Annotated in this window: 22 protein-coding genes; 10 read left to right on the forward strand and 12 right to left on the reverse strand. The window is 65.1% G+C overall.

What is annotated here, in order from left to right:
- Positions 1-16: 16 nt before the first annotated feature.
- Together AB4Y43_RS23530 and AB4Y43_RS23535 are read right to left on the reverse strand one after the other, a co-directional pair.
- Positions 17-772, reverse strand: coding sequence for a GntR family transcriptional regulator (locus tag AB4Y43_RS23530; protein ID WP_256094478.1), 756 nt, complete (start codon positions 770-772; stop codon positions 17-19).
- An 83-nt stretch (positions 773-855) separates the two neighbouring features.
- Positions 856-1536: a MarC family protein gene (locus AB4Y43_RS23535; RefSeq protein ID WP_368728906.1), complete on the reverse strand. Its 681-nt coding sequence runs from the start codon at positions 1534-1536 to the stop codon at positions 856-858.
- A 184-nt stretch (positions 1537-1720) separates the two neighbouring features.
- Between AB4Y43_RS23535 and AB4Y43_RS23540 the strand changes: the two genes are divergently transcribed.
- On the forward strand, positions 1721-2824 hold the full coding sequence (locus AB4Y43_RS23540) for a serine hydrolase (RefSeq protein ID WP_368728937.1): 1104 nt from the start codon (positions 1721-1723) through the stop codon (positions 2822-2824).
- Between the two features lie 24 nt (positions 2825-2848).
- On the opposite strand, the gene AB4Y43_RS23545 is transcribed toward AB4Y43_RS23540, so the two are convergent.
- The 3 genes from AB4Y43_RS23545 to AB4Y43_RS23555 all read right to left on the reverse strand — a co-directional run bounded on the left by AB4Y43_RS23545 (position 2849) and on the right by AB4Y43_RS23555 (position 4538).
- Entirely contained in the window at positions 2849-3466 is a 618-nt protein-coding gene (locus AB4Y43_RS23545) for a histidine phosphatase family protein (RefSeq protein ID WP_133186972.1), read from the reverse strand.
- Positions 3467-3605: 139 nt separating this feature from the next.
- A complete protein-coding gene (locus AB4Y43_RS23550; protein WP_368728907.1) occupies positions 3606-4061 on the reverse strand; it encodes a hypothetical protein in 456 nt (151 codons plus the stop codon).
- 45 nt (positions 4062-4106) lie between these two features.
- Positions 4107-4538, reverse strand: coding sequence for a hypothetical protein (locus AB4Y43_RS23555; RefSeq protein WP_368606510.1), 432 nt, complete (start codon positions 4536-4538; stop codon positions 4107-4109).
- Positions 4539-4568: 30 nt separating this feature from the next.
- On the opposite strand from AB4Y43_RS23555, the gene AB4Y43_RS23560 reads away from it, so the two are divergent.
- A complete protein-coding gene (locus AB4Y43_RS23560; RefSeq protein WP_368728908.1) occupies positions 4569-4988 on the forward strand; it encodes a response regulator transcription factor in 420 nt (139 codons plus the stop codon).
- A 101-nt stretch (positions 4989-5089) separates the two neighbouring features.
- Here AB4Y43_RS23560 and AB4Y43_RS23565 read toward each other — a convergent pair whose 3' ends face one another.
- The 5 genes from AB4Y43_RS23565 to cyoA all read right to left on the reverse strand — a co-directional run bounded on the left by AB4Y43_RS23565 (position 5090) and on the right by cyoA (position 9429).
- Positions 5090-5287 (reverse strand): CsbD family protein, encoded by a 198-nt coding sequence (locus AB4Y43_RS23565; protein ID WP_069261918.1) that lies wholly within the window; start codon positions 5285-5287, stop codon positions 5090-5092.
- Positions 5288-5391: 104 nt separating this feature from the next.
- Entirely contained in the window at positions 5392-5766 is a 375-nt protein-coding gene (gene cyoD / locus AB4Y43_RS23570) for a cytochrome o ubiquinol oxidase subunit IV (RefSeq protein WP_368684218.1), read from the reverse strand.
- The gene (gene cyoC, locus AB4Y43_RS23575; RefSeq protein ID WP_368728909.1) at positions 5763-6374 is read right to left on the reverse strand and encodes a cytochrome o ubiquinol oxidase subunit III; all 612 of its coding nucleotides are present in this window, start codon (positions 6372-6374) and stop codon (positions 5763-5765) included. The genes cyoD and cyoC overlap by 4 nt, the downstream gene beginning before the upstream one ends.
- Before the next feature lie 3 nt (positions 6375-6377).
- Positions 6378-8387: a cytochrome o ubiquinol oxidase subunit I gene (gene cyoB, locus AB4Y43_RS23580; protein WP_368728910.1), complete on the reverse strand. Its 2010-nt coding sequence runs from the start codon at positions 8385-8387 to the stop codon at positions 6378-6380.
- Positions 8388-8394: 7 nt separating this feature from the next.
- Positions 8395-9429 (reverse strand): ubiquinol oxidase subunit II, encoded by a 1035-nt coding sequence (cyoA, locus tag AB4Y43_RS23585; protein WP_368617954.1) that lies wholly within the window; start codon positions 9427-9429, stop codon positions 8395-8397.
- A 172-nt stretch (positions 9430-9601) separates the two neighbouring features.
- On the opposite strand from cyoA, the gene AB4Y43_RS23590 reads away from it, so the two are divergent.
- From AB4Y43_RS23590 to AB4Y43_RS23600, 3 genes are all read left to right on the forward strand, one after another.
- Positions 9602-10996, forward strand: a complete 1395-nt coding sequence (locus tag AB4Y43_RS23590; protein WP_368728911.1) for a PLP-dependent aminotransferase family protein — start codon at positions 9602-9604, stop codon at positions 10994-10996.
- A gap of 197 nt (positions 10997-11193) precedes the next feature.
- Positions 11194-12090: a fructose bisphosphate aldolase gene (locus AB4Y43_RS23595; protein WP_342946106.1), complete on the forward strand. Its 897-nt coding sequence runs from the start codon at positions 11194-11196 to the stop codon at positions 12088-12090.
- 154 nt (positions 12091-12244) lie between these two features.
- The gene (locus AB4Y43_RS23600; RefSeq protein ID WP_342946105.1) at positions 12245-12982 is read left to right on the forward strand and encodes a transglycosylase SLT domain-containing protein; all 738 of its coding nucleotides are present in this window, start codon (positions 12245-12247) and stop codon (positions 12980-12982) included.
- Positions 12983-13195: 213 nt separating this feature from the next.
- Here the strand turns inward: AB4Y43_RS23600 and AB4Y43_RS23605 are convergent, their stop codons facing one another.
- Entirely contained in the window at positions 13196-14146 is a 951-nt protein-coding gene (locus AB4Y43_RS23605) for a ProQ/FINO family protein (protein ID WP_342946104.1), read from the reverse strand.
- A gap of 209 nt (positions 14147-14355) precedes the next feature.
- On the opposite strand from AB4Y43_RS23605, the gene AB4Y43_RS23610 reads away from it, so the two are divergent.
- Positions 14356-15132 carry an SDR family oxidoreductase gene (locus AB4Y43_RS23610; RefSeq protein WP_342946103.1) on the forward strand — a complete coding sequence of 259 codons (777 nt, stop codon included), beginning with the start codon at positions 14356-14358 and terminating at the stop codon, positions 15130-15132.
- 33 nt (positions 15133-15165) lie between these two features.
- Here the strand turns inward: AB4Y43_RS23610 and opgC are convergent, their stop codons facing one another.
- Positions 15166-16254 carry an OpgC domain-containing protein gene (gene opgC / locus AB4Y43_RS23615; RefSeq protein WP_342946102.1) on the reverse strand — a complete coding sequence of 363 codons (1089 nt, stop codon included), beginning with the start codon at positions 16252-16254 and terminating at the stop codon, positions 15166-15168.
- A 578-nt stretch (positions 16255-16832) separates the two neighbouring features.
- Between opgC and AB4Y43_RS23620 the strand changes: the two genes are divergently transcribed.
- The 4 genes from AB4Y43_RS23620 to AB4Y43_RS23635 are packed head-to-tail and all read left to right on the forward strand — an operon-like array spanning position 16833 to position 21425.
- On the forward strand, positions 16833-19193 hold the full coding sequence (locus tag AB4Y43_RS23620) for a bifunctional salicylyl-CoA 5-hydroxylase/oxidoreductase (RefSeq protein ID WP_342946101.1): 2361 nt from the start codon (positions 16833-16835) through the stop codon (positions 19191-19193).
- A 2-nt stretch (positions 19194-19195) separates the two neighbouring features.
- The gene (locus AB4Y43_RS23625) at positions 19196-19975 is read left to right on the forward strand and encodes an SDR family oxidoreductase (RefSeq protein ID WP_342946100.1); all 780 of its coding nucleotides are present in this window, start codon (positions 19196-19198) and stop codon (positions 19973-19975) included.
- Positions 19972-20535 (forward strand): MarR family transcriptional regulator, encoded by a 564-nt coding sequence (locus tag AB4Y43_RS23630; RefSeq protein ID WP_342946099.1) that lies wholly within the window; start codon positions 19972-19974, stop codon positions 20533-20535. Before AB4Y43_RS23625 ends, AB4Y43_RS23630 begins: the two co-directional genes overlap by 4 nt.
- Positions 20536-20570: 35 nt before the next feature.
- Complete coding sequence (locus AB4Y43_RS23635; RefSeq protein ID WP_342946098.1) at positions 20571-21425, forward strand: enoyl-CoA hydratase family protein; 855 nt, start codon at positions 20571-20573, stop codon at positions 21423-21425.

Raw genomic sequence — 21425 nt, forward strand, 5'->3', positions numbered from 1 at the left:
TGGGCCGCTGGCCCGCCTAACGTCGCTTGCGCACGAGATCGAACTTGAAAATGCTGGCGTTGTAGTAGTCGTTGCTGTAGCAGACCGCGCGGCCGGTCTCGTCGAAATCCACTTCGTCGATCAGCAGGAACATGCCGATGTTCTCCTGCAATTCCGGCAAATCCCGCGGGGTGAGAACGGTCGGCTGGATCGAACTATGGGTGTGGGAGAGCCGAACGCCCGCGCGCTCCAGCGTGCCGAACAGCGACTCGCCCAGTTCCTGCCCTTCGAGCAGCGCCTTGGGCACGATGTCGATGCAGTAAGCGGCGATTGCATCGTCGGCGCGCCGCACGCGCTCGAAGCGCACGCAGGGTTCGCCTTCGGCGATGCCGAGCTTTTGCGCGAGGCTGCCGGAAGCCGCGATCGTCCGCACCTGCAGACGGCTCGTGGAAGGCACTGCACCAACACTGCGTATCATGTCCGTCACAGACATCAGATCATCCAGACCGCCTTGCAGCTTGAGTGTGATTTGTCTGACGAAGGTCCCCTTGCCGTGCACGCGCGTGAGCAGACCGTGGGAAATCATCTGCGCGACCGCCTCCCGCAGGCTCGAGCGGCCCACGCCCAACAGCTCGCAAAGTTCGGGCTCCGGTGGGATTTGATCGCCGGGCTTGAGCGAGCGCTCGCGGATCATTTCCAGCAGCGAATCCTGGATTCGCTCGCACATCGACTGATCGACGCTCAGGCGCATGGCTTCCGCAAGATTGCGTGGGTTGGCGACATTGGGCTCCAATCTACATCAGACGTCTGATGTTATGGGCTCGTGGTTTTCCCTTTCATGCGGTGCAACACGACGAGAAGTGTGGGCGCACTGCGCTATTTGACGCTCACCGAAAGCGGCACCGACTCGAGCAGATCCTCGATCCCGAGCCACAAGATCTGCAGGCCGATGCACAGCAGCACAAACGCGAGCAAGCGCATGAGCACTTCGGTCCCGACCGGTCCGAGCCGCTTGCCGACATGCCCCGCGAAGCGCACACACAGATAGATGCAGCCGCAAAGAACGACCAGGGCGAGCAGCACGCCGACGACATTGACGAGTTGCACGTGACCGCGCGGCCGACCCGTACCAAGCGCAATCGCGACCGCAATCGACCCCGGTCCGACAGTGACCGGCAGCGTGAGCGGATAAAACGCCATGGCGCGCAGCGTCGCCTGGCGCGCCGAATCCGGCGGCGCCTGCGAGTGTGCCGCCTCCGCGCCTTCGCGCGATTTGTGAAGCAGGTTCCAGCCGGCGAACGCGATGACCAGCCCGCCCGCAACCCGCAACACGGGTATCGATATGCCGAAGAACGAGAGCACATAGGCGCCCATGAGCAGCGCCCCGAGCAGAATGAACAGGCTGTTGATGGCAATGATCCGCGCGCGAAATGCGCGTTCGCCGGCCGTCGCATGCGGCAGCATGCTCAGTACGATGAACCCCGCCGCGGGCGGATTGATCACGGGAAAGAGTCCAGCGAAGACGAGCAGGAAGGTGTCGGAGAGTTGATTGAGCATCCCTGTTCCCCCTTGGCATGACGGAGTATACGGACCCGCTCGCCGCCCGTTCAATACGACGATGATCCCACTGAAAGACGATTATGGAACCGGAATGGAACTTCATCGGTCGATCCCGCTCGAACAATGCCGCCAAAATCTCGACGCGCACAGCGCAGACCCCAACGTTCAAGCCCATCCGTCGATGCCTTTCGCTTCCCGACTTCGATTGCTGCCCAGCCCGCTCGCCCTGATTGTCGCGGCCCTCGCGGCAGGCGCGGTTCCAGCCAGCGCCCATGCCGCCGCTCATCGCAGCGCGGCCGAAAGAACCCACCACGCAACGGCCACGAAGAAGAAGAGAGTCGCGCACAAGACGAAGCCCGCACATCGTTCGATGCCCGCCGATGCGCCCTCCACCAAACTCTCCGGGCCGAAGCGCCGCACCAAACGCGCGAAGCCCAGACATGGGCCGCCGCCCGCGCCGCAACACGCCGTGCACGCGAGCGCCAAAAACGCGCACGCTCCTCGCCTGCTCGCCCGCTGCGGCTTTACGCCGGCGTCGCGCAAGCAGCTCTTTTCGCATGCCGTCTACGTTGTGGACGAAAACACCCACACGCCGCTCTACGCGCGCCATGCCGACACGGTGGCGCCCATCGCATCGGTGTCGAAGCTCATGACGGCCATCGTCTGGCTCGATAGTGCGCATGCGCCCCTGCAACAGCGGCTCTCAGTCACGGCCGCCGATCTCGACACGCTCAAATTCACGCATTCGCGCCTCGGCGTGGGCGCGTCGCTCACGCGCGCGAATATACTGCACGTTGCGCTGATGTCGTCGGAAAACCGTGCGGCTTCGGCGCTCAGCCGCGATTATCCAGGCGGCCAGCCTGCGTTTATCGCGGCAATGAACGCGAAAGCGCAGCGCCTCGGCATGAAGCACACGCATTTCGTCAACGCGACGGGACTCTCGCCGCAGAACGTTTCAACCGCGCGCGAACTGGCGAGCCTCGTGCGCGCAGCCAATGGCTACCCGCTCATTCGCCGCTATTCGATCGATCATGAGGAACGCATGGCCACTGGCCAGGGGCAGTTGCAGTATGTGAACAGCAATCGTCTGGTGCGCTACGGGCAGGTCCGCGCGAGCGTGCAGAAAACCGGCTTCATCAACGAGTCCGGCCACAACATGGTGATGCGCATGATGGTGCACGGCCGGCGGCCCGTGATCGTCACAATGCTAGGGAGCGCCACGCCCGAGGGTTCTCGTCTGGACGGCGTGCGCATCGCGCACTGGCTGTCGTGCTCCTTGCGCTGAGCGAGCGCGCGCGTCAGGAATTCTTTACATCAACGCCCTGCGCTCGCCGAGCGCATTCCAGCGGCGGATGGCGCGGCTTTCGTGGTCGAAGCCGAGAATGCTCACCGAAGCCGTGTCGAGATACAGATGCTCGCCGAGCGCCGCCGAACCGGAAGCCCAGCAGCCCCCCAACGCGCGCAGGAAATGCGCGTGTGAAAAGAGTGCCACGCGGCCCCGCATGGCCAGCAGGCCCTCGATTACCGACGCCGCCCGCGCCTGAACCCGCGCGAGATCCTCGCCATGCGCGATGGGCGAATGCCACACGCTCCAGTCGGGTTCGGTCTTGCGGATATCCGCTGTCTTGAGGCCTTCGTAAATCCCATAGTCCCACTCGTGCAAGTCGGCCGAAATCGTCATCTGGTCGCCGAGGCCCGCGAGCTGGCAGGTCTCGATGGCCCGCGCCATCGGGCTGCAAAGCACCGCGTCGAAGTGCTGTGCGGCGAGCGACGGCGCCAGCGAGCGCGCCTGCTCGCGTCCGTGACCGGTGAGCGCGATATCGGTGCGGCCGGTGTGCTGCCCGGAGAGGCTCCATTCCGTTTCACCATGACGGATCAACCAGACTTCGCGCAGTCCGGAGGACACACTGGCAGGATTGGCAGACATCGGGAGCTCCACGTTCGTGCCCCGCGCGGAACACACGGGATGCCTGCAGCATACCTGTTTTGAGGGCGTTTCGCCGTGCCGCTGTCCTCCTGTTGCACATGGCAAAATGAAGGCAGATCGAGGCTGTCATGCCGCGCCGCTATCTATTTGCACTCCGTAGTAATGTGTTTCGGAAAAGATGCGAGATGCCAGGCACGGCAAGCGTTTGCGAAGAATGCGGGGTCGTGACGGAAATGCCGGGCCAGCTCATCATCGCCTGGCCGTGGTTCTTCAGATAACCCGCACGCGCGTAAAGGCTCGTGCGCTTAGATATCCGGTGATCGCAGCCAAGCTCCACACCCAGCGTCTCGTCGCTAACGCCGTGAATGTTGCGCTGAATACCGGCGATCTGGATCGCGTCGAACGAGGTGGCCTGAATCGTCGCGCCAACCTCCGTGACGTTATACGCATGCGCGGTGCCGAGCGCAGCAGCGAGTGAATGCGACGGTGGCGTTTTCGGCCTCGCATACGAATAGTTCGCCTGCAGCCGCCGTTGTTCAGGTACTGGAAGAACGTGTCGGCCACGCCGTAGAGCGTCACGCTCGTCTGGGCGCAAGCGGCGCTCGCGGCCATTGCGAACGTCGCGCCCATCACACCCTGGCTAATCAGCTTCAAACGCATGCATGTCTCCTCTTCTATTGTCGGTATCCGCTCGTTGGCGGAATGGATTGCACTGCGAATTACCAGGAACCCGGCCGAGATAATCTTTCGGTCGAATCGGGCACGCGGATGTCAGCGCGCCCCGCGGCCCTCCTTTGTGGGCTGCAGCCACAGAAAGCCCGCCACGGGCGATGCGCGTCGAAACGTTGCGCCTGAGCAGCGCGTGCGAGAGCGTGGCCAGCGCGAACCCGACCGGCACCTGCAAAAGCACCTGGAGACCGAACAGCCAGCCTGCGCGTGCGGGCGGCAAGCCCAGTCCGAGGCGGAAATACACGGGCATCCACGTGATGCCGCAGGCGACGACTGCATAGCCCGCGAACGACTGGAACAAGACGGTCAGCACCGTGGCGCTGCCGAAGTGCGAGCGCAGCACACGCCAGCCGGGCGTGACCGTGCGCTGCGCATGGCGAGCCACGAAGGCTTCGTGCGCGCGTTCCTCGATGAAGGTGAAGCATTGATGCGCCTGCTTGACGCATGGGCCGAGCGCGGTCCCACGCAAATCGGCTCGCTTGGCGTGGTGCCCGCGTTCGTCGCGCAGTTGCTGGACGGCGTGGCGCCCGCCCGCGCGCGCATGGCGGACTCAACGGGTGCCGCCGATCTTTCGCCCTACGCCGCGGACTCTCCCGCCGACGCGCTCACGGCGCGCGAACTGGACGTGCTAAGGATGCTTTCGGCCGGCCACCGCAACCGCGTGATCGCGGAGAAGCTGTTCGTCTCCGAGCTGACGGTGAAGTCGCATCTTCGAAAGATCAACGCCAAGCTCGGCGCGGGCAATCGTACCCAGGCAGTCGCCATCGGCCGTGCGAAAGGGCTGATTCCTTGATTGTGGATCTCGCCGGCCTGAGCGCCGAACGCGCCACGCGCGGACAGCATGACGCCGCCGCCCCTTTCGAGGCGGCGGCGCGGTGGGTTAGCGATCGTTTATCAGTGATGGCGCTTCGTGTCCTTCTCCACGTCCTTTGCGGCCTCCTTCATGTCACCAACGTTCTTGCGTGCCTGGCCAGCTCCCTGCTGGAGGTCCCCCTTCACTTCGCGCGCCGGGTTGTCGGTTGCGCGGCCTACGGCCTCATTGACCTTGCCCTTCATCTTTTCAGCCGTGCCCTTCACCTGGTCCTTGTTCATGGTCACACTCCACGTAAAAGCGACGGTGTGTCGCGACGCTTCACATAGCGCATGCACCGTGCCCGCGGTTCCGGCGCCCGTATTCGGGGACGCAACGTCACACGTCAGTCGTGCGCCATGGCGCGGTCGATCGAGATCTGCGTGGGCATCATGTTGACGTTTGCGTTGTGCATGACCCACAGCGAAAGCCCGACGATCACCGCGATCAGGAACGCCGTGCAGATGAAGATGCCCGTGTTGGCGCGCTGGCTGCGCGATGCGCCGATATGCAGGAAATACACGAGTTGCACGACGAGCTGCGCGATGCAGAGCACGACGATGGCCGCAAGCCCGAAGGCCGGCGAAACGACTCGAAACATCACCACGCCGAACGACGCGAGCGTCAGCACGAGCGAGAGCACCGTGCCGATCATGTAGCCCTTGAAACTGCCGTGCGACGCGTCATGCACGGCGTGGTGGGTGGCATGGGACTGGCTCACAGGAAACCTCGCAGGTAAACAAACGTAAATACACAGATCCACACGAGATCGAGAAAGTGCCAAAAGAGGCTCAGGCAGGCGAGGCGGCGGCGGACCGTGCCGGTCAGACCGAACTTGAAGGTCTGGTGCATCATGATCGCGATCCACAACAGACCCGCCGTGACGTGCAGCCCGTGCGTGCCGACCAGTGTGAAGTACGCCGAAAGGTAGGCGCTCGTGCCGGGCCCCGCCCCATCGGCGATGAGCTTGGCGAACTCGTTCACCTCCATCGCGACGAAGCCCGCCCCGAACAGGAACGTGACGGCGAGCCACACGTTCACCTGTCCGCGCCGCTGCGCGTAGAGATTCAGCATGGCCATGCCGAAGGTGACGCTGCTCGCAAGCAGCAGCAGCGTTTCACCGAGCACGTAAGGCAGTTCGAATAGTTCCTTCGCGCCCGGACCGCCTGCCGTCGCATTCGCGAGCACGCCGAACGTGGCGAAGAGCGTCGCGAAGATGAGGCAGTCGCTCATCAGGTAGATCCAGAAGCCCAGCGTGGTTCTGGCGCTGTCGTCGTGATCATGACCATGGGCATGACCATGGGCGTGAGTAGTAGCAGCGTGAGCCATGGTTTATGCCATCTCCTCGATGTGCTCGGATTGATCGAAACGCTGGATGCCGAGTTGCCTGAAGCGCGCGTTCTCGATGCGCTCGACCTCGGCGGCGGGGACCCAGTAATCCACGTCCTGGTTGTAGGTGCGCGCGATGAACGTGGCGATCATGCCGATGAGTCCCGCCGCCGCGAACAGCCACATGTGCCACACGATCGCAAAGCCGAACAGCAGGCTGAACGCGGCGATGATGAAGCCCGCGCCGGTGTTGCGCGGCATATGGATATCCTCGTACTTCGCCGGCTGCACGTAGGCGCGGCCCGCTTCCTTGTTGTCCCAGTGCTGCTCCGTCGAAGTGATCTCCGGCAGCACGGCGAAGTTGTAGAACGGCGCAGGCGAAGCGGTCGACCACTCGAGGCTGCGGCCATCCCACGGGTCGCCGGTCACGTCGCGGTTGGCCTCGCGATCGCGCAGGCTCACCACGATCTGCACGATGAACGAGAGAATGCCGAGGCCCACGAACACCGCGCCCACGAGCGCCACCACGAGCCACGGATGCCACTCGGCCACCTCATAATGATTCATGCGGCGCGTCATGCCTTCGAAGCCGAGGATGTAGAGCGGCGTGAACGCGAGCCAGTAGCCAATCAGCCAGCACCAGAACGACACCTTGCCCCAGAACTCGTTGAGCGTGAAGCCGAACACCTTGGGGAACCAGAAGCTCACGCCCGCCAGACAGCCGAATACCACTCCGCCGATGATCACGTTATGGAAGTGCGCAACGAGAAAGAGCGAGTTGTGCAGCACGAAGTCCGCGCCCGGCACGGCCAGCAGCACGCCGGTCATGCCGCCCACGGCGAACGTCACCATGAAGCCGATGGTCCAGAGCGTGGCGCTGTGATAGCGGATGCGCCCGCGATACATCGTGAAGAGCCAGTTGAAGAGCTTCACGCCGGTCGGGATCGAAATGACCGTGGTCATGATGCCGAAGAACGCATTGACGTTCGCGCCCGAGCCCATCGTGAAGAAGTGGTGCAGCCACACGAAGAACGAGAGGATGCCGATCGACGACGTGGCGTAGACCATCGACTTGTAGCCGAACAGCGGCTTGCCCGAGAACGTCGCGATGATTTCCGAGTACGCACCGAACGCAGGCAGGATGAGGATGTAGACCTCCGGGTGACCCCAGACCCAGATCAGGTTGATGTACATCATCGCGTTGCCGCCCAGCTCGTTCGTGAAGAAGTGCATGTCGAAGTAGCGGTCCATCGTGAGCAGCGCGAGCGTGGCGGTGAGCACCGGGAACACCGCGACGATCAGGATGTTGGTGATGAACGCCGTCCACACGAACACCGGCATCTGCATCATCTTCATGCCCGGCGCGCGCATGCGCAGGATCGTGACGATGAAGTTGATGCCCGAGAGCGTGGTGCCGAGACCCGATAGCTGCAGCGACCATATGTAGTAGTCCATACCGACTGTCGGACTATAGCCAAGCTCCGATAGCGGCGGATACGCCACCCAGCCCGTGGCCGCGAAATCGCCCACGAACATGGAGACCATCACGAGCACCGCGCCCACGACCGAAAGCCAGAAGGAGAGCGAGTTGACGAACGGATAGGCCACGTCGCGCGCGCCGATCTGCAGGGGCACGACCACGTTCATCAAGCCGAGAATGAGCGGCGTCGCCACGAAGAAGATCATGATGACGCCGTGCGCCGTGAAGATCTGGTCGTAGTGATGCGGCGGCAGATAGCCCGCGGCGTCGCCATACGCGAGCGCCTGTTGCGCGCGCATCATGATCGCATCGGCGAAACCGCGCAGCAGCATGACGACCGCGAGAATGATGTACATGACACCGATGCGCTTGTGATCGACCGACGTGATCCACTCGCGCCACAAATAGCCCCACTTGCCCGCGATCGTGATCGCGGCGAGCAAGGCGAGGCCGCCGAGCGCCACGACGGCGCCCGTGCCCATGATGATCGGCTCGTGCCAGGGAACGGCGTCGAGCGTGAGTTTTCCGAACATGGTGTGATTACTCCGCTGCCAGGATGGCGCTACGGTTGAGCGTGAGCGCCGGGGCGCCTGTGCCAGGGACTGCGCTGGGGGCTGTGCCCGGGACCGCGGGGACCGTGCCGCAAATCGGGTTGCCGTGTACGTCCCGCATGTATTTGCCGACCACGCCGTCGAACAGGCCCGGCGCGACGTTCGAATAGAGCGTCACTGGGGTCTTTTCGCCGGGCAACGCGAGCTGTTCGTAGGCCGCCCGGCTCAGCATCGTGGGCGATGCCTTCGCCTGCGCGATCCAGGCGTCGAAGTCGGCGCGGCTCTTGGCCAGCGTTTCGAAATGCATGTCGGAGAAGCCCGGGCCGCTGAATGCCGCCGACCGGCCCGCATAGATGCCGGGCTCGTTCGCGATGAGATGCAGCTTCGTCTGCATGGCCGGCATCGCATACACCTGACTGCCCAGCTGCGGGATGAAGAACGAATTCATCAGCGACTCGGCGGTGAGGTTGAACTCGACGGGCGTATCCACGGGAATCGCCAGCTGGTTCACAGAGGCCACGCCGTAATCCGGATAGATGAAGAGCCACTTCCAGTTGAGCGCAACCACGTCCACGCGCACGGGTTTCGTCTGCGATTCGATCGGGCGATACGGGTCGAGTGAATGCGTCGTGCGCCAGATCAGCACGGCGAGCGTGAGCACGATCACGCAGGGAATCGTCCACACCACCACTTCGATGACCGTGGAATGCGACCAGCGCGGCGCGTAAGTCGCGTTCGGGTTGGAGGCGCGATAGCGCCACGCGAACCATAACGTGAGCACGATCACGGGGATCACGACGAGCAGCATCAAGCCGAGCGCGATCAGGATCAGATTCTTTTCCTGCACGCCGATGTCGCCCTTCGGGGCGAGCAGCGCCATGTTGCAGCCGCTGAGCAGCACGAGCGGGATGCCCGCCGCGCCGAGAGCGGCGCGCCGCAGAAAGCGGGTAATGAGGAGTGGACGTGATGAAGAAGGCGGGCCGGCGGTAGCGGCCCGCCCCGAGCGAGGGTCTGGATTGCGCATGTCTGGTTCCAAGGTTGACGTTCGCGCAAACCCATCCATACGTGCTCACTCTGCTGCCGCACGAGCGGCTTTGGAGGGCCGCCGCAGAAGCCATACATAGCCTATATGTATGGATTTACGCGCTTCATGCACGCATGCTAGAGTAAGACATGACGCATACATCCGCGACAGAATGACACACGACCGACCTGCTGAAAGCGCCGGAGATATCAATGCATGGGCCACGGCGATGCAGTCCGGCAACGGCCCGCGCTACCTGCGGCTCGCCGATTTCATCGAAGCCGCGGTGGCGCACGGCACGCTGCGCCCCGGCGAGCGCGTGCCCGCGCAGCGCAGTCTCGCCACCCTGCTTGCGGTCGATCTGACCACCGTCACGCGCGGCTTCAACGAAGCCCGGCGGCGCGGCCTGATCGAGGCGCGCGGGCCGCTAGGCACGTTCATCGCCGCGCCGCGCGCCGAGCTGCTCCAACGCGTGGACCTCAGCATGAACATCCCGCCTGCGCCAGCCGACCTCGACATGAACGCGCTGCTGCGCGAAGGCATGGCGCGCGTGCTGGTGCGCAGCGACGCCGATCTGCTCATGACTTACCACATGGGCGGCGGCGGCCGCGCCGACTGGCAGGCGGGCGCGAAGTGGCTGCAGCCCGTGCTCGGCCACGTCGCGCCCGATCGCGTGGTGGTCTGTCCCGGCGCGCAGGCGGCGCTGGCCGCGCTGATCCTTGCGCTCACGCAGCCGGGCGAGGTCATCCTCGCCGAGCCGCTGCTCTATCCGGGTCTGCCGCACGCGGCGGCGCAATTGGGCCGCCGCATCGCCCCCGTTGCCGTGGATGACCACGGCATGCGCCCCGACGCGCTCGAAGCGGCTTGCCGCAAGCACGCGGCGCGTTTCATCTACGTGAACCCCACGTTGCAGAACCCGACGACGGCGACCATGCCGGAGACACGCCGCCTGGAAATCCTGCGGGTGGCGCAGCGCTGCGGCGCGTTGATCGTCGAAGACGATCCTTACTGGCGTTTCGCGCCCGATGCGCCAGCGCCATTTGCCCGGCTCGCGCCCGCTCAGGTCTGCTATCTCGCGACGCTTTCCAAGACGCTCTCGCCCGGCCTGCGCACGGCTTATCTCGCGCTGCCCGACGAAGACGCGCGCACCCGCCTCGTGACCGCGCTGCGCACGTTCTCGCTGATGGCCGCGCCGCTCACCAACGCGCTCGCCACACACTGGATCGAGGAAGGCGTGGCCGAGCAGATCTTCGCGGACGTGAAGGCCGAAGCGCGCGAGCGCCAGCGCATCGCGGCGCATACGCTGGGATCGTCGGCGGGCGCGGGCATTCACCTCTGGTACGCGCTGCCGCGCTACTGGCAGGCGCGCGAACTGGCGGCGGCCGCGAGCACCGAAGGCCTCGCCGTGGCGCCCTCCACGGCTTTCCAGCAAGGCCCGGAGACCGCGAACGCGATCCGCATTTCTCTGGGCGCGACGGGCGGGCGCGAACAATTGCAGGCCGCGCTGCGCAAGCTCTCGGCGCTGCTCGCGAACGACCGCAGCGCGCAGGCGCAAGTCATCGTGTGACGGCGCTTGCCGCGATCTTCCCTGGCACCGTAATTGCTGCGGTTTATCGTTCCCCCTGCTTCAGCGCGGTTGCGCGGCCATGCCCACATAATGGCAAAGACGCGGCGCAGCGGCGCAAGTACACTCGTCGCAGCAGGCGGCGACCCGATTCGAGTAACCGCGCCCGCAAGGGCGCCCCAAATACGGGAGATACGACGATGGCAAACGAGCAAATGCTGGCGCAGATGCGCGACAAACCGGGCTTCATCGCCGCGCTGGACCAGAGCGGCGGTTCGACGCCTGGCGCGCTGCGCCAGTACGGCATCCCCGAAAGCGCGTATAGCGGCGACGCCGAAATGTTTCGCCTCATCCACGAAATGCGGGTGCGCATCGTCAGCGCCCCCGCATTCACGGGCGAGAAGGTGATTGGCGCGATCCTGTTCGAGGCGACCATGGACGGCCAGGCGCAAGGCAAGCCGGTGCCCGACTTCCTCTGGAACGAACGCCGCGTCGTGCCGTTCCTCAAGGTCGACAAGGGGCTGGAGGCCGAGTCCGACGGCGTGCGCCTCATGAAGCCGATTCCGGGCCTCGACGCCCTGCTCGAACGTGCGGTGACGGCCGGCATTTTCGGCACCAAGATGCGCTCGGTGATCGAGCACGCCTCGCCTTCCGGCATCGCTTCCATCGCCGCGCAGCAATTCGCATTCGGCGCGCAGATTTCCGCGCACGGACTCGTGCCGATCCTCGAGCCCGAAGTCTCCATCAAGGCCCCCGACAAGGCCAAGGCCGAGAAGCTGTTGCGCGACGAACTGCTCAAAGGGCTCGACGCGCTGCCCGCCTCGCAGAACGTGATGATCAAGCTCACGATTCCCGATACGCCCGACTTCTACCTGCCGCTCATCGAACATCCGCGCGTGGTGCGCGTGGTGGCGCTCTCGGGCGGCTACTCGCGTACTGACGCGTGCGAGCGTCTCGCCAAAAACCATCGCATGATTGCAAGCTTTTCGCGCGCGCTGATCAACGACCTGACGAAGTCGATGAGCGATGCCGAGTTCGATGCCGCGCTCGCCGCGAGTATCGACGAAATCTGGAAGGCTTCGGTGCGGAAGGACTGAACCCGGCCTGAACTCGGCCTCAAGCCGCGCCGGGCGCCGGGCGCCGCGCCCGGCACGACACCTGTCAGGGATGTGAAAACGGGATGACACGCAGCCGGCCTCATTAATCGGGGCCGGTTATACTTGCGCCTTCTTTTTCTCCTATGCACCGGCCATGAGGCAGTTCCTCTGCCTGCTCGTCCTGTTTCCGGGCCTCGTGCAGACCGCGGCCGCGCAGGCGCAGCAGCAGGCGCCCGCTAGCGACGTCGTCAGCGCATCGGCTGCGAGCGAGGTTGCTCCCGCAAGCTCCAGCGCCATGTCCGGCGCGGTTTCGAAATACCTCACGCAAAAGTTCGGTATCGCGAAAGGGAAAGCGGCGCAAATCTCGCAAGCCGTCACGGGCGCCGCCGAGAAATATTCGCTGCCGCCCGCGGTGCTGCTCGCCATCATCTCGATCGAGTCGCGCTTTCGCGAGAAGGCGCACGGCGCGAATGGCGCGACCGGACTCATGCAGGTCGTGCCGTCGGCGCACCGCAATCTCCTGCACAACAAGGATCTCACCGACCCCGAGGTCAACATCGACGTGGGCTCGTCGATCCTCTATGGCTACCAGCGCGCGGCCGGCGGCGACCTCAATGCCGCGATGAAGAACTATGGCGGCTCGAAGGCCTATGCGGAAAAGATCCGCACGCGCGCCGTGGAGTTCAGCCGGGTGCTCGACACCGCTAGCACGCCTGCCGCGAGCGATGCGCGGGCGAGCGTCGGGCTGGCGGCATCGGCGGCTTCCGCCTTTGCGGCTGCGGCGGCAACGGCCGCGATCGGCGCATCCGGCCCTGCCGCTGCACCCTCCGCGACATCGGCGGCCTCCGCGCAGGCTGCCGCGCAAGGCACCGCTTCGGCCAGCGCGCGCTAACACTGCTACCTGCTTCGCTCAGGCTGCCTCGCGTGGGATCGGCGGCCATGCGATGCGCATCGAAAGCACCCGAGTTCCCGATACGAAGGCCGACGTGCGCGCCGAAGGTTGCGCGCGCATCGATCGGCAGCGCCTCGCCAGACGTGCGAACGCCCCTCGCGCGGCGGTGCCGCGAGAGGGGCGTTTCGACGAGGGAACTTCCGGCGCGCGGGCTCAGGCGCCGCTTGCGGGCGTCTCGCCGTTTTCCGGTTGCTGTACCGCGGCTTCCGGCGCGCTGGACGGCGCTTGCGGTTCTACGCTCTGGGCTTCGAGCTGGGGCGCGGGTTCGGTCTTCGCCTCGGCCTTGGCCTCTGTCTTGACCTCCGGCTGGGCGTTGCCCTCTTCGCGCGCCTTGGCTTGCGCCTCGGCCTTGGCCTTCTGGCGCGCCAGCGCCGCATTTGCGCGGCCGACGTGCGACGGGTCGATGCCCGGACCTTCCGAAGCCGTGCCGTCGAGTTCGTAGCGCGAGCCCCCTGCGGCCACGCGCTCGTGATAGCGCGGATGGTTCACATGGCGCTTGAGCACGGCGACGATCATCGTGCGCTCGTACTCGGGGTGACGCGCGACGAGGTCCTCGGCCACGCCGATCTTGAGCGGCAAACGGTCGCGGAAAGCCGGGTAGTGCTTCGCGAACACATTCCAGACCGTGTTCAGTTGGCGATTGCGCTCGATGCGCGCCTTTTCGGCCTCGCTCAGATTCGCGGCCGGCGGCTGCTGGGGACGCGCCGGACGGCGGCGTTGCTGCTGCCCGGAACGCTCGGCCGCCTCAGGTCCGCGGGCCGGCTTCGGCTGCTGCGGCCGGCGCGGCTGCTGCGCGCGCTGCCCCTGCTCACCTTGATTCTGCTCCTGCGCTCGCGCGCCCTGAGGCCGGCCATGGCGCGAGCGCGCACGCTCGTCCTTGCCGCCGGCTGCGCCAGCAGCCGCCGAACCCTCTCTCGGCGCACGCGGGCCCTTCGGGGCGTGCGAGCCGCCATGGCCCTTCGCGCCCTTGTGAGCGGGCTTGCCTTGCGATTTTTGCGCCTGTTCTTCGGCTGGCTGGCCTGAGCCGCCCCCCATGCTCTTCTTGATCTCAAGAAGACCTTCCTTGAAGCTCAGGGTACGGCGTTGTTGCGATGCGGCTTTCACGTCCAGATCTCTTCCATATGGAACCGGACGCTATGATACCGAAAACACGGCCGATCCAACCGGGCAATCGTTTGTTGCGCCCCGTTTCGCGTCCGCCGTCGTGTGCCGCGCCACACCGCGACTGCACGCGGCGCGCGGCAAAATCCCTCGATTTCATGCATCGACACCTTGCGCACGCAAGGATCGCATCCCTTTATCATCACGACACCATGACGATTTCGACATCCGCCCCCCGTTCCACCATTCGCGCCATCGTGACCGGCCATACGCGCGGATTGGGTGCGGCGCTCGCGCAATCGCTGCTGCAACGGGACATCGAGGTGCTCGGCCTCGGCCGTGGCGCGCATGCGGAACTGGCTTCCCGCCATCCGGAACGGTTCGCCGAGGCCGTCGTGGACCTCGCCGATCCCGCCGCACTCGAACGCTGGCTGGCGGGCGACACGCTCGATGCGTTCGCGCTCGGCGCGCAGTGCGTGCTGCTCTTCAACAACGCGGGCAGCGTCGAGCCGATTGCCCCGCTCGGCGCGCAGGACCCGCTCGCCATCGCACGCGCCGTGACGCTCAACGTGGCAGCGCCGTTGATGCTCGCGAATGCGCTCGCCGCCACGTCTGCGCCCGGCGCGAGCGCATCACGACGCATCGTGCATATTTCGAGCGGCGCCGCGCGCAACGCGTATGCGGGCTGGAGCGTGTATTGCGCGACCAAGGCCGCGCTCGACCACCACGCGCGCGCCGTCGCCCTCGATGCGCCGGCCGGCCTGCGCATTTGCAGCATCGCACCTGGCGTGATCGATACCGGCATGCAAAAGATGATCCGCGCGACGAGCGTCGACCAGTTCCCGATGCGCGAGCGCTTCGAACAGCTCAAGCAGAACGGTTTGCTGTCCACGCCCGAAGCGGCCGCGCAACAATTGATCGACTATGCGTTGAGCGATGCCTTCGGCTCGTTGCCCGTCACTGATGTGCGCGAACCTGGCAAGGCGTGAGCGCGTCGTGCGTTGAATCGTTGCCGTCGCGCTTCACGTAAGCGCGACGCGCGGCCGTACCGCTTTCAGGCGCCGCATGCCACCCGCGAGCGCGAGCAATGCGCCGACCGCGAGCACGTCGCCCGCGAGCCGTGCGGGCAACGAAGCGGTGACATGCGTTGCACGCAGCAGCGTGTCGATGACGTTCGAAGCCACCGCGCCCCCCACGAAACAGACGAGGCCCTGCTGCCCCACGGTGACGACGGCCGGCAGCCGCTGCGCAAGCCACGCTATCCAGCCCTTGCGCACCGCCTGCGCGGCGAGCCACGCCACGGCGGCGAAGTTCACGATGCGCACGCTCGCGAGATTCTGCTTCATGTAGCCAGGCTGAGGGTCCAGATCGGCGAACAACTGGATGAACGCGAACGTGGCGACGAGCACCAGCGCGAACGCTGTCAACGCGCGGCCCGTCCAGGAGACCTGGAACGCATGCGACACCGGATAGATGCGGCACAGCAGCCCCAGCATGAACATGGCCTGCCAGGCAAACGGGTTGAACGGCCAGATGGCGCCGGGCGCGGTAGGCAAATACCCCACGAGCCAGCACCCGCCGAACCACAGCACGAAGCTGCCCACGAGCACGAGATCGGGCGAGCGGCGCGCAAGTGGCATCACGAATGGCAGGAGCATCACGAGCACGATGTACATGGGCAAGACGCCGGCCAGATACGGCTGGTCGCGAAACACCGCGATATTGGCGAGCATCGTGAACGGCTGCGCGGCGAAGCGCAGATAACCCGACTCTGCGACCAGCGGCGAATCCACCCGCATCATTACCGCGGCGGCGCCCGACAGCAGCATGAGCGCAGCGGTGCACAGGTAGGCGGCGTAGATCTCGCGCCCGCGACGCCAGAAGCGCCGGTTGGCCGCGCCCTCGCCCTTGCGTCCGGCAATGGCGAGCCAACTCGCCGCGCATACATAGCCGCTCACGAACACGAACACTTCCGCGGAGTCGCAGAACGCGAAGTTGTGCAGCATCGCATGCGAAAGCACGCTGGAAGGAATGTGATCGAGCGCGATGGAAATCAAAGCGAAACCCCGGAAAAAGTCGATTTCGAGCGATCGCTTCGCTGTCTGACTCATGGGTGACGACTCCCGTTCGTGTCGAAGATTACGATTGAAGGGGTGCGCGACTTCGATTCGATGAAGCTGTCAGCTTTACGGCTATTTTTGTAAGGATGCCTGATCGATTCATGGCCACACGCGCAACGCATGAAAGGGTTCCGTAAAAGGCCGCGCCGGAGCGCCGCCTCACCAAGCGACTTTAATGCCAGCTCGACGCGCAATGGGCCTGCGTAACCCATGGTAAGCATTTCGCCCACTTCACGGTTGCACGCAGTCGCGCGCGCAGCCCCGGACGGTGCGCGCCATGCACACGGAATCGGCGTCCGCCCGTTTCTGGTGCCACATCCTATGGCGTCCCGGCGTCTGCACCGTCGCGGCATTTGGGCCGTCGCGTCTCGTGGAAAGGCGCACGAAAGCCTGCGTGTTCCCTTTGCTTGCGTCATTGGCGAGTTGACGCCGCGCCGCACCAAGGGTTCCACAAATATTCAGATGTTTCGCCGCTGCGCCCAGGGTCATCCCGCCCTCGCTCGCATATTACTTGACACCTAAAGTAATTGAACCTACATTGGCCTTGCAGACTGAACGAAGGAGCGAGCATGCGCATTGTTTGCATGGGTGGCGGGCCCGCAGGCCTCTATTTCGGCCTTTTGATGAAGCGCCGTCACCCCGACTACGAAATCGCCGTAATCGAACGGAACCGCCCGTACGACACGTTCGGCTGGGGCGTGGTGTTCTCGGACCAGACGCTGGGCAACCTGCGCGCGGCCGACCCCGAAAGCGCGGACGAAATTCTCGACGCCTTCAATCATTGGGACGACATCGAGATTCACTTTCGCGGCAGCGCAATCCGCTCGTCGGGCCATGGCTTCTGCGGCATTGGCCGCAAGCGTCTGCTCAACATCTTGCAGGCGCGCTGCGAGGCGCTCGGTGTGAAGCTCGTATTCGAATCGCAGATCACCGACGACGACGTCGCCCACGCGGACCTCATCATTGCGAGCGACGGCCTGAACAGCGCCACGCGCCAGAAGTACGCCGCCACGTATCAGCCGGATATCGATTTGCGCAACTGCCGCTTCGTCTGGCTCGGAACGTCGAAACTCTTCGACGCGTTCACGTTCGCGTTCGAAGAAACCGAATGGGGCTGGTTCCAGGCGCACGCCTACCGCTTCGACGACAACACGTCGACGTTCATCGTCGAAACGCCCGATCAGGTGTGGCGCGCAGCCGGCCTCGACACCATGAGCAAGGAAGACAGCATCGCGTTCTGCGAGAAGCTGTTCGCGCGTTATCTCGACGGCCACGCGCTGCGCTCGAACGCGTCGCATCTGCGCGGCTCGTCGCAATGGATCCGCTTTCCCCGCGTGGTCAATCGCGAATGGGTGCACTGGAAAACCGCGGCCGACGGTAAGCAAACGCCTGTCGTGCTGATGGGCGACGCGGCGCACACCGCGCACTTCTCGATCGGCTCAGGCACGAAGCTCGCGCTCGAAGACGCGATCGAACTCGCCAACAGCATGCAAGCGCATCCCGGCGATCTGCGCGCGGCGCTCACGCACTACACGAACGTGCGTAGCGTGGACGTCCTGCGCATCCAGAACGCCGCGCGCAATTCCACGGAGTGGTTCGAGCACGTGGACCGCTACGCGAAGTTCGATCCGGAGCAGTTCGCCTATTCGCTGCTCACGCGCTCGCAGCGCATCTCGCACGAGAATCTGCGCGAGCGCGACGCGCATTATCTGTCCGGCTTCGAAACGTGGCTCGCGCAACGTGCGGGTGGCGAGGCGCGCGCCGTGCCGCCCATGTTCACGCCTTTTACGGTGCGTGGCGTGACGTTGAAAAACCGCGTGATCGTCTCGCCGATGGCGCAGTACTCCGCCCATGACGGCGTGGCCGGCGACTATCACCTCATGCATCTGGGCGCGCGCGCCATGGGCGGCGCCGCGCTCGTGATGACCGAAATGACCTGCGTCTCCCCCGAGGCCCGCATCACGCCCGCGTGCCCCGGCATGTATGCGCCCGAGCATCTGCAGGCGTGGAAGCGCATCGTCGATTTCGTGCATGCGAACTCGGACGCGAAAATCGGCATGCAGCTCGGCCATTCCGGCGCCAAGGGCTCGACGCGCGTGGCATGGGAAGGCATCGACCAGCCGCTCGACGACGGCAACTGGCCGCTCGTCTCCGCTTCGCCGCAGCAATATCTGCGCGGTGTGAGCCAGTGGTCGCATGAAGCGAGCACCCAGGAACTGCGCGACATCGAGGCGCAATTCGTCCAAGCCACGCAAATGGCAGACGAAGCGGGCTTCGACTGGCTCGAATTGCACTGCGCGCACGGCTATCTGCTTTCCAGCTTCCTCTCGCCGCTCACGAACCAGCGCACCGACGAGTTCGGCGGATCGATCGAAAACCGGCTGCGTTATCCGCTCGAGGTTTTCAAGGCGATGCGCGCGGTCTGGCCGGAAAACAAGCCCATTTCAGTACGCGTCTCGGCACACGACTGGGTGGAAGGCGGCAACACGCCCGACGACGCCATCGAAATCGCGCGCGCGTTCAAGGCGGCAGGCGCGGACATGATCGACGTTTCGTCGGGCCAGGTGAGCAAGGAAGAAAAACCCGTCTTCGGCCGCATGTTCCAGACGCCTTTCGCCGACCGCATCCGCAACGAAGCGGGCATCGCGACGATCGCTGTCGGGGCGATTTCCGAAGCGGATCACGTGAACGGCATCATCGCTGCCGGTCGCGCCGACCTGTGCGCCGTGGCGCGGCCGCACCTGGCCAACCCCTCGTGGACGCTCACCGAAGCGGCGCGCATCGGCTATCTCGACATCAAGTGGCCGAACCAGTACATGGCGGCCAAGACCCAACTCGAACGCAACATCGAGCGCGAACGCGCCGCAGCGGCAGCCGCGGCCGGCCTGTCGCCGATCGAGCGTGCGCAACGCGCCGAAGGAACCGTGTGAGCATGAACCAGGCAATCCTGAACGATCGTCATGCCGTCGTGACCGGCGGCGGCAGCGGCATCGGCGCGGCGACTGCCGCCGCGCTCCTGCATGCCGGTGCGCGCGTCACACTGATGGGCCGTGACGCCACGCGGCTCGACGCCCAGCGTGCCGCGCTCGGCGGCGGCGAGAACGTGGCTTGCGTGAGCGTCGATATCACCGACGAAGACGCCGTAAACGCCGCGTTCGTGCATGCGGCGCAATCGCTCGGCGCCGTCGATATCCTCGTGAACAACGCGGGCCAGGCTCAGGCCGCGCCGTTCACGCAAACCGACCTCGCGCTGTGGAAGCGCATGCTCGACGTGAATCTCACGGGTGCGTTTCTGTGCACGCGCGCGGTGCTGGCCTGCATGCTCGCGCGCAAGGCCGGACGCATCGTCAATGTCGCGAGCACGGCGGGCCAGGTCGGCTATCCGTATGTCGCCGCCTATTGCGCCTCGAAACATGGCGTGATCGGCTTGACGCGCGCGCTTGCGCTCGAAGTGGCCACCCAGGGCGTAACCGTGAACGCCGTGTGCCCCGGCTACACGGAAACGGAATTGCTGCAGGCGTCGCTCGAACAGATCACGCGCAAGACTTCGCGCAGCGAAGCCGAGGCGCGCAGCATTCTCGTGCGCCACAACCCGCAGCAGCGTTTCGTCACGCCGGAAGAAGTCGCCAACGCCGTGCTGTGGCTTTGCGCGCCTGGATCGTCCGCGATCACGGGCCAGTCCCTATCCGTTTCCGGTGGAGAAATCACATGACATCGCCCGCATCCACGCGCAAGAACGCCACCGCGAAGGCCGCAACGAAAGCGCCGCGCAAGGGCGTCGAAAAGCCGGCGGAGAATGTCGTCGACATGGAAATGAGCACGGGCGCCGACAGCCACATGGGCCTGCGCCTGTGGCTGCGCCTGCTCACCACGACGAACCTCGTGCAGGCCGAATTGCGCCGCCGCCTGCGCGTCGAGTTCGACACGACGCTGCCGCGCTTCGACCTGATGGCGCAGCTCGAGCGCCACCCCGAAGGTCTGCGCATGACGGAACTCTCGCGCCGCCTGATGGTGACGGGCGGCAACGTCACGGGCATTACCGATCAGCTCGAAAAGGAACGCCTCGTCGTGCGCGACGTCGCCCCCGACGACCGGCGCGCCTTCGTGGTGCGCCTCACGCCCGAGGGCCGCGCCCTGTTCGACCGCATGGCGGCCGCGCACGAGCAATGGGTGGTGGAACTGTTCGGCGGCCTCTCGCTCGACGAGAAGTCGAAGATGCACGAGCGGCTCGGCAAGCTCAAACAGCATCTGCGCAACGGGCTCGAAAGCTGATCACACTGAAATTGCAAAGATCCGGGAGACATATCTTGACGACACGTTCCAGCGCCGAAGCGCTCTTCGCGGGCAACCGCGTCACGCTTGCCGGTTATGAGGCGCAACATTTCGGCTGGTCGGTTCAAGGCCGCGTCGCAAGCATCACGCTGAACCGCCCCGAACGCAAGAATCCGCTCACGTTCGAATCGTATGCGGAACTACGCGATCTGTTTCGCCAGCTCGCCTATGCGACGGACGTGAAGGCCATCGTGCTGCATGGCGCGGGCGAAAACTTCTGCTCGGGCGGCGACGTTCACGACATCATCGCGCCGCTCATCGATCTGCCGATGCCCGAACTGCTGATGTTCACGCGCATGACCGGCGACCTCGTGAAAGCCATGCGCCACTGCCCGCAGCCGATCATCGCCGCCGTGGACGGCGTCTGCGCCGGCGCGGGCGCGATTCTCGCCATGGCCTCCGACATGCGCTACGCCACCGCGCGCAGCAAGCTCGCGTTCCTTTTCACGCGCGTGGGGCTCGCGGGCTGCGACATGGGCGCGTGCGCGATCCTGCCACGCATCATCGGTCAGGGCCGCGCAGCCGAGCTGCTTTACACGGGCCGCTCCGCGAGCGGAGAAGAAGGCCACGCATGGGGCTTCTACAACCGCATCTGCGAGCCCGAAATGCTGCTCGCCGATGCACAGAAACTCGCCGCCGATCTCGCCTCCGGTCCGACCTTTGCGCACGGCATCACCAAGACGATGCTGCATCAGGAATGGACCATGAGCATCGACGAGGCCATCGAGTCCGAAGCGCAGGCGCAGGCGATCTGCATGGCCACGCGCGATTTCGGCCGCGCCTATGAGGCGTTCGCGGCCAAAACGCGCCCGGTTTTCGAAGGGGATTGA

It is taken from the genome of Paraburkholderia sp. BR10872 (assembly GCF_040965835.1).
GTDB classification, from domain to species: Bacteria; Pseudomonadota; Gammaproteobacteria; order Burkholderiales; family Burkholderiaceae; genus Paraburkholderia; species Paraburkholderia nodosa_A.

Excerpts from the sequence above, each read along its gene's own strand:
- AB4Y43_RS23535 (WP_368728906.1), bottom strand. The coding sequence starts at position 1,536 with ATGCTCAATCAACTCTCCGACACCTTCCTGCTCGTCTTCGCTGGACTC.
- AB4Y43_RS23540 (WP_368728937.1), top strand. The coding sequence starts at position 1,721 with ATGCCTTTCGCTTCCCGACTTCGATTGCTGCCCAGCCCGCTCGCCCTG.
- AB4Y43_RS23545 (WP_133186972.1), bottom strand. The coding sequence starts at position 3,466 with ATGTCTGCCAATCCTGCCAGTGTGTCCTCCGGACTGCGCGAAGTCTGG.
- AB4Y43_RS23560 (WP_368728908.1), top strand. The coding sequence starts at position 4,569 with ATGGCGAGCCACGAAGGCTTCGTGCGCGCGTTCCTCGATGAAGGTGAA.
- AB4Y43_RS23565 (WP_069261918.1), bottom strand. The coding sequence starts at position 5,287 with ATGAACAAGGACCAGGTGAAGGGCACGGCTGAAAAGATGAAGGGCAAG.
- cyoC (WP_368728909.1), bottom strand. The coding sequence starts at position 6,374 with ATGGCTCACGCTGCTACTACTCACGCCCATGGTCATGCCCATGGTCAT.
- cyoB (WP_368728910.1), bottom strand. The coding sequence starts at position 8,387 with ATGTTCGGAAAACTCACGCTCGACGCCGTTCCCTGGCACGAGCCGATC.
- cyoA (WP_368617954.1), bottom strand. The coding sequence starts at position 9,429 with ATGCGCAATCCAGACCCTCGCTCGGGGCGGGCCGCTACCGCCGGCCCG.
- AB4Y43_RS23590 (WP_368728911.1), top strand. The coding sequence starts at position 9,602 with ATGACACACGACCGACCTGCTGAAAGCGCCGGAGATATCAATGCATGG.
- AB4Y43_RS23595 (WP_342946106.1), top strand. The coding sequence starts at position 11,194 with ATGGCAAACGAGCAAATGCTGGCGCAGATGCGCGACAAACCGGGCTTC.
- AB4Y43_RS23600 (WP_342946105.1), top strand. The coding sequence starts at position 12,245 with ATGAGGCAGTTCCTCTGCCTGCTCGTCCTGTTTCCGGGCCTCGTGCAG.
- AB4Y43_RS23610 (WP_342946103.1), top strand. The coding sequence starts at position 14,356 with ATGACGATTTCGACATCCGCCCCCCGTTCCACCATTCGCGCCATCGTG.
- opgC (WP_342946102.1), bottom strand. The coding sequence starts at position 16,254 with ATGAGTCAGACAGCGAAGCGATCGCTCGAAATCGACTTTTTCCGGGGT.
- AB4Y43_RS23620 (WP_342946101.1), top strand. The coding sequence starts at position 16,833 with ATGCGCATTGTTTGCATGGGTGGCGGGCCCGCAGGCCTCTATTTCGGC.
- AB4Y43_RS23625 (WP_342946100.1), top strand. The coding sequence starts at position 19,196 with ATGAACCAGGCAATCCTGAACGATCGTCATGCCGTCGTGACCGGCGGC.
- AB4Y43_RS23630 (WP_342946099.1), top strand. The coding sequence starts at position 19,972 with ATGACATCGCCCGCATCCACGCGCAAGAACGCCACCGCGAAGGCCGCA.